The sequence below is a fragment of the Micromonospora sp. KC207 genome (assembly GCF_004348615.1).
In the GTDB taxonomy this organism is placed as follows: domain Bacteria; phylum Actinomycetota; class Actinomycetes; order Mycobacteriales; family Micromonosporaceae; genus Micromonospora.
In genome coordinates, this window is record NZ_SMKJ01000037.1 from 23,793 (window position 1) to 33,601 (window position 9,809).

Sequence of the window (9,809 nt, forward strand, 5' to 3'; positions counted from 1 at the left end):
ATGCGCCACGCCGCGCACCGGCGAGGGTCAGCCGGCGAGGAGGGTGGCCATCCGGGCGGCCTGGGTCTCCCAGCGCCACTCCCGCTCCACCCAGGCCCGGCCCGCCGCACCGAGTTGCCGGGCCAGATCCCGGTCGGCGAGCAGGGTGGCCACCCGGTCGGCGAGTTGGGCGACGTCGCGGCCGGAGACCACGTACCCCGTCTCGCCCTCGCGGACGGCGTCCGGCGCGCCCCCGGAGTCTCCGGCCACCACCGGCAGGCCGGTCGCCGACGCCTCCAGGTAGACGATGCCGAGCCCCTCGATGTCCAGGCCGCGGTTACGGGTGCGGCAGGGCATCGCGTAGACGTCACCGGCGGCGTAGTGGGCGGGCAGGTCCGCCGAGGGCACCGAGCCGGTGAAGACGACATCCCGCTCGACGCCGGTCTGCCGGGCCAGCTTCTCCAGGTCGGCCCGGTACGGCCCCCCGCCGACGACCAGCAACGCAGCGGCAGGCACCCGGCGGCGGATCTCCGGCAGGGCCCGGATCAGCATGTCCTGGCCCTTGCGCGGCACCAGCCGGGAGACGCAGACCACCACCGGCCGGTCCGCGAGACCGAGCCGGGCCCGCACCGACGCGCCGTCGACCGCCGGATGGTACGTGTCGACGTCGACGCCGGGGGCGAGTCGGCGTAACTCGGTCACCCCGTGCAACGCCCGCTCCAGCCTGACCCGGGTGTACTCGCCCAGATAGGTGACCACGTCCGCGCCGCGGCCGATCCGGCGCAGCGCGGCGCGAGCCCCGGGCAGCGCCGCCCACCCCACCTCGTGCCCATGGGTCAGGGCCACCGCCCTGCGGATCCCGGCGCGCCGGCGCAGCCCGGCGGCGAGCAGCCCGAGCGGGGCCGCCGCCCCGAACCAAACGTTGTCGCAGTCGTGCCGGCGGGCCAGCCGGGCGGCCCGGCGGGCGATCAGCGGGGTGGGCAGCAGCACCCGGGTCCGTTCCCGGACCACCTCGAACGGCTGGTCGGCGTCGAACTTCTCCGCCCCCGGCCAGCTGGACGCGTAGACCACCACGGAGCCGGTGGGCTGGCGGACGGCGAGGTTGTGCACGAAGGACTGGATGCCGCCCGGGCGGGGCGGGAAGTCGTTGGTGATCAGCAGCGTGCGGCTCATCTGCCGGTTTCCCTGGCGTAGGCGCGGGCGGCGGCCATCCGCTCGACCGTGGACGGGTGCGACGCCGAGTAGAGGTACTCCCAGCGGGGCGGATCGGGGTCGGCCAGGTTCACCCCGGCCAGGCGGCGCTGCATCGCCTCGAAGGTGGCCGGAGCGCCGGTGAGGGCGAGCGCGTGCGCGTCGGCCCGCGCCTCGACCTGGCGGGACACCAGTGCCTGGGCCGGGGCGGTCACCAGACCGGCCACCGTGACCAGCGCAATCAGCAGCGGGAACGCGCGCGGCTCGGCGATCGAGTCGACGCCGGCCAGGCGCAGCAGCGGGCCGGCGGAGCCGAGCAGGTAGAGCACGACCACGGCCAGCGCGGCGCCCAGCGCCCCGGTGAGCGTGCCCGTCCAGACGTCCCGGTGCTTGGCGTGGCCCAGCTCGTGCGCGACGACGCTGGTCACCTCGGCCGGGGTCGCCTCACGCAGCAGGGTGTCGTAGACGACGACCCGGCGGGTCGGCCCGAGCCCGGAGACGTACGCGTTGACCGCGCGGGTGCGCCGGGACGCGTCGGCGACCAGCACGTCGCGCACCGGCACCCCGTCGCGGGCCGCCATCGCCATCAGCTCGGTGCGCAGTGGGCCCTGCTCCATCGGGGTGAACCGGTTGAACACCGGCTCCACCAGCACCGGCAGCACGAACGACAGCAGCACCACCAGCCCGGCCGCGCCGGCCGCGCCGAGGGCCCACCACCAGCGTGGGGCGAGCCGGACCACGGTGTAGAACCCGAGCAGGGCGAGCGCGCCGATCACCGTGCTGACGGCGTACGACTTGAGCAGGTCGGCCGTCCAGCCGGCCCAGCCCTGGGTGCTCATTCCGTACCGGGTGAGGACCGTCTGCCGCCAGGCGGCGAACGGCAGGGTGAGCAGGTCGGCGACCAGCAGCACGGCCAGCCCGCCGAGCACGGCCTGGGCGACCCAGTGGCCGCCGAACGGGCGGGCCACCAGCTCCACCAGGCGACCGCCCAGCGGGGTGAGACCGAACGCCAGGGCCACCAGCAGGCCGACGGCCAGGGCGGCCCAGCCGCCGGGGCGCAGCGCGGCGCGGAAGGCCCGGGCACGGACGACCTGCTCGGCGGGGAGGTCCCGCAGCGCGGCGAGCTGGTCGGCGCGCGGGGCGGGCGGCCGGTGCCAGGGCACGAGCAGGGCGACGGCGACGAGCAGCGCGACGGTGAGCCCGGCGAGGGTGAGCACCGCCCAGCCCCGTGGTGTCACCGGGTCACCCCGCATCCGCCGTCGGCCCGGCCTCGTCCTCGCCCCATCCCGCGCTCCTCCCGCCGCTGGGCCCACCGTGAGCGCTCATCCTATTGCCGGCGGCGGCGGTGCCGTCCGGGGCGGGCACACCGGCCGGCACGGCGGGACGCTACGCGGCGCGGCGACGCCGGATCGGGCGGGGACGGGGCATCCGGGCCGGGGCCTCGGGCGCGTCGCCGCCGGGTGCCGCCTCGGCGGCGGTCAGCACCTCGACGTCGAAGCCGGCGCGGGCGAACACCTCGATCGCCCGCAGCTCGGCGGGGCCGAGGCCGCCCTCGGGGGCCTCGGTGTCGAGCAGCGCGGTCACCAGGCAGCCGCCGCAGCCCGCGCCCCGGACCCGGCACCTGTCGCAGTCGATCAGCATCGTTCCTCCTGAAGCGATGCGTCGGTGGACGGGCCGGGACGTCGTCGTCACCGCCCGACCACCGTCGGTCACTGCGACACTACGACCGGGGTACGACAGATTCGGACAACCGGTCAGCTTCCGCCGCAGAACCGAGCAAGAATCCGATCATGCGCGCGGCAGGGCGCGGCGAACCGGGCGCGGGCAGGGCGCGGCGAACTGAGGGAGGCGGTGCGGCCGGTCAGGATCGGGCCAGGCGGCGCAGCAGCGAGTCGGCGCCGAGCGGGTACGCGCCGTGTCGGCGTACCCCGTCGGCGACCTCGCGGTCGGAGGAGACCACGACGACCGGCCGACCGGCCGGCTCGGCCCGGACCAGCCGGCGGATCAGCTCGTCGGCGGTCTCGCCCTTGCGGGAGAAGAGCACCCGCACGCCACGCGGGGTCGGCGGCAGGCCGTGCATCCGCTCGGCGCCGTCGAAGACCACGGTGACCTCGTCCCCGGTCTGCGCCGCGATCCCGCCCAGCCCGGTGATCAGTCGCTTGCGCTGCTGCTCCAGCGACATCTCGCCGAAGCCGCGCTTCGTCACGTTGTAGCCGTCCACCACGAGGTGCGCCTTCGGCAGCGCGAGGAGCTGGTCGAGCCGAGCCGGGTCGTCGGTGTCCCGGGCCCGCGTGGCCGCGCCGGGCAGGGCGGCCGTCGACTGGTCGGCGAGCGCGTCGGCCACGAAGTCGGCGGGGAGCCGGTCGACCGGGTCGAGCGCCAGCTCGCGGCGCAGCCCGACCGCGGCCTGCCCGATCGTCTCCAGCAGCAGCCAGAGTCTCGCGTCGTCGACCGAGCGGGCCTCCTTGGCGCTGGCCCGGGCCACCCCGGCCGCCGCCTCGGCCTCGGCCAGCCGGGCCCGGGCGCGACGCAGCTCGGCGTCCGCGTCGGCCGTCGCGCGGGCCACCCGGCCCCGCTCGGTGGCCAGCAGCTCGGCCGCCCTGCGCTCCCGGGCCTGGGTCTCCCGCAGCGTACGGGCGAGCTGCCGGCTCTCCTCGCGGAGCTGGCCGAGCTCGTCGCGGACCCGGGCCAGCTCGTCGCGCAGCTTCTCGGCCTCGACCCGGGCCACGGCCCGGTCGTGCTCGGCCCGGGTGGCGCGGTGCTCGGCCTCGCGGACCAGCTCGTCGACGACGGCCTGGTCCGCCTCGGCGCGCACGGCCGCACCGCTGGCGTCGATCAGCTCGCGCCAGCCCCGGGGCCGGGCCAGGTACGCCAGGGCGGCCACCTCGACCGGGTCGGCCGCGGCCGGGGCGGTGCCGGCGACCACGGCGGTGCCGAGGTCGCCGGAGTCGGCCAGCACCCGGGCGGTGATCCGCTGCCGGAACAGCGGGTCGGCGGTGAGCTGGGCGGCGATCATCGGCGCGCCCAGCCGGGCGCGGCGGTTGGGCGCGAACTTGGCCACCCGGCGCAGCGGCACCGGCACCTCGTCGCCGGGCAGAACCGGCAGGACGGCCGCAGTGAGCGCGACGATCCGCTGACGCACAGACTCGGGCAGGATCGGCTCAGACTCGGGGGGCAGCGTCGGCTCGGGCTCCGGCAGGCACTGCTTCGGCTCGGGGGCGTCCTCACCGGCGTGGCGCGCAGCACCGACCGACTCCTCCTGCGGGAGGTTGTCGTCGTACGGCTCGGTGAGGGGCATGTGACAAGTCTCCCACCGCGACCGGGCCCACCGCCCGGTGAGTGAGCCGATCTCTCATCCTAGCCCCCAGGGTGACGGGTGGGGCCGTTGTTGCACAAGTGTCGGACCCAAGGTCTACCGTGCCCCGGGTGGGCGGAGCGGAATACGTCCAGCAGGCGCTCGCCGGGCTGGGCCAGGCGGCGGGCACCGGCGTGGATCCGGCACTGCCGCTGTACGCGACGACCTTCGTGGTGGTCGACCTGGAAACCACCGGCGGCGCGCCGGACGGCGGAGGCATCACCGAGATCGGCGCGGTGAAGGTGCGCGGCGGTGAGGAGCTGGGGGTGCTGGCCACCCTGGTCAACCCGGGCGTGCCGATCCCACCGTTCATCACCGTGCTGACCGGGATCACCCAGGCCATGCTGGTCCCCGCGCCGCCGATCGAGCAGGTGCTGCCGAGCTTCCTGGAGTTCGTCGCCGACGCGGTGCTGGTCGCCCACAACGCGCCGTACGACGTGGGTTTCCTCAAGGCCGCCTGCGCCCGGCACGGCTACCGCTGGCCCAACCCCCGAGTGCTTGACACGGCGGCGCTGGCGCGGCGGGTGCTCGGCCGCGACGAGGTGCCCAACCGCAAGCTGGGCACCCTGGCGTCCTACTTCCGCACCGCCACCCGACCCACCCACCGCGCGCTGGACGACGCGAAGGCCACCGTCGACGTGCTGCACGGCCTCATCGCGCGCCTCGGCGGGCACCGGGTCGACACCGTCGGCGAGGCGATCGAGTTCGCCCGGGCGGTCACCCCGACCCAGCGGCGCAAGCGCCACCTCGCCGACGGGCTGCCGAAGGTGCCGGGGGTCTACATCTTCCGGGCCGCCGACGACCGGCCGCTCTACGTCGGCACCTCCGGCGACATCGCCACCCGGGTGCGCAGCTACTTCACCGCCGCCGAGAAGCGGGCCCGGATGTCGGAGATGCTGGCCGCCGCCGAGCGGGTGGAGGCAATCGAGTGCGCCCACTCGCTGGAGGCCGAGGTGCGGGAGCTGCGGCTGATCGGCGCGCACGCGCCGCCGTACAACCGGCGGTCGAAGTTCCCCGAGCGGATGGTCTGGCTCAAGCTCACCGACGGGCCGTACCCCCGGCTGTCGGTGGTGCGGTCGCTGGCCGACGGCGACGAGGTCTACCTCGGCCCGTTCGGCTCCCAGCGGGCGGCGGAGCTGGCCGCCGCGGGTTTCCACGACGCGCTCCCGCTGCGCCAGTGCACCCACCGGCTGTCGCTGCGCACGGTCACCCCGGCCTGCGCGCTGGCCGAGCTGGGTCGCTGCCCGGCGCCCTGCGAGCACCGGATCACCCCCGGGGAGTACGCCGACCGCGCCGTCGCCCCGTTCCGCGCGGCCACCGCCACCGACCCGGGGGCCGTCGTGGACGCCCTGCTGGCCCGGATCGGGGCGCTCGCGGCCGACCAGCGGTACGAGGAGGCGGCGGTGGTGCGGTCCCGGCTCGCCGCGGTGCTCCGGGCGACCGTCCGGATGCAAAGGTTGACCGCGCTGGCCGGGATCGCCGAGCTGGCCGCCGCCCGGCCGGCCGCCCGGGGCGGCTGGGAGCTGGCCCTGGTCCGGCACGGCCGGCTGGCGGGGGCCGGGGTCTCCCCGCCGGGTATGCACCCGCGATCGACGATCGAGCTGATCCGGGCGACCGCCGAAACGGTCCCGCCCGGGCGCGGCCCGGTGCCCCGGGCCTCCGCCGAGGAGTCCGAGCGCATCCTGTCCTGGCTGGAGCGACCCGAGACCCGGCTGGTGGAGATGTCCTCCGGCTGGGCATCCCCGGCCGCCGGGGCGGCCCGCTTCTGCGACCTGCTCAGCAAGATCGAGAGCGCCGTTTCTCGCCAACTCTCGACCGAACGCCCATGACCAAGTGACCGATCGGACAACCTCGACTCGCTTAGGCTGTTAAGGAAGTGCAGTACTGCCCGTTTCGTGGGCCTGCTCCCGGTTGCCGTGCCCGGTGACCGAGGGGCCGGGGTGAGGAGGTGTCCCTCGTGGACGTCGACGCCGGACGCGGCGCCGCCCTGGGTGGCGCGCTCCCGACCCAGCCGGGCGACCTGCCCCTGGCCCGGCGGCTACGGTCGCTGCTGAGCTGGCCCACCACCGACGCGGACCCGGTCACCCACCTGATCCGCACCCACCGGGGCATCCACCCCGGCACGGAGGCCTCGGTGCTGCGCCGGGCGTACACGATCGCGGAGAACATGCACCGCGGCCAGTTCCGCAAGAGCGGCGAGCCATACATCACCCACCCGCTCGCGGTCGCCCAGATCTGCGCCGAGCTGGGCATGGACGCCACCACCCTGGTGGCCGCGCTGCTGCACGACACGGTGGAGGACACCCGCTACACCCTGCAGGCCCTCGCGGAGGACTTCGGCGGCGAGGTGGCCCATCTGGTCGACGGGGTGACCAAGTTCGACAAGGCGTTCTACGGCAAGGCCGCCGAGGCCGAGACCACCCGGAAGATGATCGTCGCGGCCGGCAAGGACGTCCGGGTCCTGATCATCAAGCTGGCCGACCGGCTGCACAACATGCGCACCCTCGGGGTCCGCTCGGCCGCGTCGCGTGAGCGGATCGCCCGCAAGACGCTGGAGGTGCTGGTCCCGCTCTGCGACCGACTCGGCATCCAGACCCTCAAACGCGACCTGGACGACGTGGTGCTGCTGCACCTGGAGCCCGAAGCGCACGCCCGCATCGCCCGCTTCGTGCACGACCGGCCCGGCTGGAACGCCTACCTCGACGACGTGGTCGCCAAGGCGAAGGTGGCGCTGCGCCGCAGCCGCGTCGACGCCCGCGTCTCCCCCCGCCCCCGGCACCTCTACTCGATCTGGAAGGACACCGTCGCCAGGGGGCACAGCGTCCCGTTCGACCTGCCCCGGATCGTGATCGTCGTGGACGGGCCGGCGACCGATTGTTACGCCGCCCTCGGCGCCGTGCACGGCCTCTGGCGACCTGTGCCCGGCCGGTTCAAGGACTTCATCGCCTCACCGAAGAACAACCTCTACCGTTCCCTGCACACCACCGTCTGCGGCCCGAAGGACCGCACGGTCGAGGTGCTGATCCGCACCGAGGAGATGCACCGCGCCGCCGAGTACGGCATCGCCGCGGACTTCCGCTTCCCCCGCCCGGCCGGGACCGCCGCCGCCCGGGCCGAGCAGCTCGACTGGCTGCGCCGGGTGCTCGACTGGGAGCAGGAGGCACCGGACCCGGCGCAGTTCCTGGAGTCGCTGCGCTGCGACCTCGCCGAGGCGCAGATCCAGGTGCTCGTCGAGGGGCGGCAGGTCGTGCTGCCGGCCGGGGCGACCCCCGTCGACGTGGCGTACGAGCTGGGCCCCAACCGGGGCGACCACTGCCTGGCGGCCCGGATCAACGGCCGGCTCGCCCCGCTCTCCTCGGAGTTGGAGGAGGGCGACGTGGTGGAGATCTTCACCGAGTCCGACGCGGAGACCGGCTTCGAGGCGGACGTCGCCCCGCGCGGCCCCCGTCGGGAGTGGCTCGGCTTCGTCAAGTCCCCGCACGCCCAGATGCAGATCAACCGCTGGTTCGCCGACCACACCGAGCCGGGGATCTCGATCGCCGACAAGGTCCGCCTCGGCCGGGCCACGATCGGGCTGGCGCTGCGTAAGCACGACCGGGGGCTCGCCAACGACCTGCCGCTGCTGCGGCTGTCCGAGGAGCTGGGGTACCCGGATCTGGAGACCCTGCTGGTCGCGGTCTTCGACCGGGCCCTCGAACCGGACGCGGTGGTGCTACAGCTCATCGACCTGGTCGACCACCGCCAGTGACGCTTGTCCCCCCGGTGGCCGGCCCGGCACGCGCCGGCCACTAGCCTGGACCCATGATCCCCCGCTCCCGCGCCACCGGACGGGCCTTCGCCTACCAGGTCTTCTACCGACTGCCCGTGTCGGTGCGACGCCGACTGGTCCGGCTCGCCACCCCGAAGTACATCGTCGGGGCGGTCACCCTGGTCCGCGACACCGAGGCCGACGGCCCCGGGCGCCTGCTGTTGCTGCGCCAGCCGCCGGGCCACAGCTGGACGCTGCCGGCCGGGCTGCTGCAACGCGGCGAGGAGCCGGTCGTCGGCGCGGCGCGCGAGCTGTTCGAGGAGTCCGGGATCCGGCTCTCCCCCGATCAGCTCCGCCCGGCGGCGCCGAACGCGGTCGTGCACGCCAAGGGCTGGGTGGACGTCGTCTTCGAGGCGGAGGTTCCGGCGTCGACCACGACGCTGGCGGTGGACGGCGCCGAGGTCTTCGAGGCCGCCTGGCATCCGCTGGACGACCTGCCGAGACTGAGCCGCGCCACGGCGAACCTGCTCGGCAGGTACGGCATCGGGCCGCGCGCCGGCAAGGCGTCGCCCGGTCCGACGGCGTGACCACCCCGGCGGCCGGTCCGGCGGGCACGCCGGGGGCCACGGTGGGCGCGGCCGGCGGGCCGGAGGTCTGCGCGGTGGTGCTCGCCGCCGGCGAGGGGACCCGGCTGCGCCCACTCACCGAGCGGCTGCCCAAGGCGCTCTGCCCGGTGGGCAACGTCGCGCTGCTCGACCGGGCGCTGGCCCGGCTCGCCGGGCTCGGCCTCGCCGGCCCGGCCCGGGTGGCGGTGAACGCCTGCTACCTCGGCGAGCAGGTCGTCGCGCACGTCGGCGACCGGGCCCACCTCTCGGTCGAGCCGGGTGCCCCGCTCGGCACGGCCGGCGGCGTGGCGAACCTGCGGGGCTGGATCGCCGGCCGGGGCGTGCTGGTCGGCAACGCCGACGCGTACCTCGCCGACCCGGCAGCCGCCCCCGGGCCGGACATCGCCGCGCTGCTGGCCGGCTGGGACGGCGAGAGCGTACGCCTGCTCGGCCAGCCCGCCGACGACCCCGCCGCCCCCGGCACCTTCTCGGGCCACCGGTTCACCGGCTTCTCGCTGCTGCCGTGGCGGCTGGTGCGGGGGCTCGCGGTGGAGCCAGGCGACCTGGTCCGGGCGGTGTGGCGGCCGGCGGAGGCGGCCGGGGCGCTGACCGTGGTGCCGTACGCCGGCACCTTCTACGACACCGGCACGCCCGCCGACTACCTGGCGGCCAACCTGCACGCGGCGGGCGGCGGCAACCTGATCGACCCGACCGCCACGGTCACCGGACGATGCCGGGAGGCCGTGGTGGGCGCGGGGGCGACCGTGCGGGGCGAGGTGACCCGCTCGGTGCTCTGGCCGGGTGCCGAGGTGGCCGCCGGGGAACACCTGACCGGGGTGGTCCGCGTGGCCGGGGGCCTGACCGTCGTCGCGGGGCCCCGCTGAGGGTACGCCCCATCACGCCCGCTCCGCCCGCGGCCTCTCCCCGCCCG

At 75.6% G+C, this 9,809-nt stretch carries 8 protein-coding genes; 4 read left to right on the forward strand and 4 right to left on the reverse strand.

Going from position 1 to position 9,809, the window contains the following annotated elements:
- Positions 1-27: 27 nt before the first annotated feature.
- From E1258_RS07360 to E1258_RS07375, 4 genes are all read right to left on the reverse strand, one after another.
- Complete coding sequence (locus E1258_RS07360) at positions 28-1,152, reverse strand: glycosyltransferase family 4 protein (RefSeq protein ID WP_132398038.1); 1,125 nt, start codon at positions 1,150-1,152, stop codon at positions 28-30.
- Positions 1,149-2,408: a M48 family metallopeptidase gene (locus tag E1258_RS07365; protein WP_132398040.1), complete on the reverse strand. Its 1,260-nt coding sequence runs from the start codon at positions 2,406-2,408 to the stop codon at positions 1,149-1,151. The genes E1258_RS07360 and E1258_RS07365 overlap by 4 nt, the downstream gene beginning before the upstream one ends.
- Before the next feature lie 148 nt (positions 2,409-2,556).
- Entirely contained in the window at positions 2,557-2,811 is a 255-nt protein-coding gene (locus E1258_RS07370) for a hypothetical protein (protein ID WP_132398042.1), read from the reverse strand.
- Positions 2,812-3,031: 220 nt separating this feature from the next.
- Positions 3,032-4,468, reverse strand: a complete 1,437-nt coding sequence (locus E1258_RS07375; RefSeq protein WP_132398044.1) for an NYN domain-containing protein — start codon at positions 4,466-4,468, stop codon at positions 3,032-3,034.
- A 128-nt stretch (positions 4,469-4,596) separates the two neighbouring features.
- On the opposite strand from E1258_RS07375, the gene E1258_RS07380 reads away from it, so the two are divergent.
- The 4 genes from E1258_RS07380 to E1258_RS07395 all read left to right on the forward strand — a co-directional run bounded on the left by E1258_RS07380 (position 4,597) and on the right by E1258_RS07395 (position 9,762).
- On the forward strand, positions 4,597-6,354 hold the full coding sequence (locus E1258_RS07380) for a DEDD exonuclease domain-containing protein (protein WP_132398046.1): 1,758 nt from the start codon (positions 4,597-4,599) through the stop codon (positions 6,352-6,354).
- Between the two features lie 128 nt (positions 6,355-6,482).
- Positions 6,483-8,273, forward strand: coding sequence for a bifunctional (p)ppGpp synthetase/guanosine-3',5'-bis(diphosphate) 3'-pyrophosphohydrolase (locus E1258_RS07385; protein ID WP_132398056.1), 1,791 nt, complete (start codon positions 6,483-6,485; stop codon positions 8,271-8,273).
- 53 nt (positions 8,274-8,326) lie between these two features.
- Positions 8,327-8,860, forward strand: a complete 534-nt coding sequence (locus E1258_RS07390; protein ID WP_132398048.1) for an NUDIX hydrolase — start codon at positions 8,327-8,329, stop codon at positions 8,858-8,860.
- A gap of 41 nt (positions 8,861-8,901) precedes the next feature.
- Positions 8,902-9,762, forward strand: a complete 861-nt coding sequence (locus E1258_RS07395) for a sugar phosphate nucleotidyltransferase (RefSeq protein WP_132398058.1) — start codon at positions 8,902-8,904, stop codon at positions 9,760-9,762.
- Positions 9,763-9,809: the final 47 nt, after the last annotated feature.

Bases quoted from the DNA above. Each gene is read 5' to 3' on its own strand.
- E1258_RS07390 (WP_132398048.1), top strand. From the start codon at position 8,327: ATGATCCCCCGCTCCCGCGCCACCGGACGGGCCTTCGCCTACCAGGTC.
- E1258_RS07360 (WP_132398038.1), bottom strand. From the start codon at position 1,152: ATGAGCCGCACGCTGCTGATCACCAACGACTTCCCGCCCCGCCCGGGC.
- E1258_RS07370 (WP_132398042.1), bottom strand. From the start codon at position 2,811: ATGCTGATCGACTGCGACAGGTGCCGGGTCCGGGGCGCGGGCTGCGGC.
- E1258_RS07375 (WP_132398044.1), bottom strand. From the start codon at position 4,468: ATGCCCCTCACCGAGCCGTACGACGACAACCTCCCGCAGGAGGAGTCG.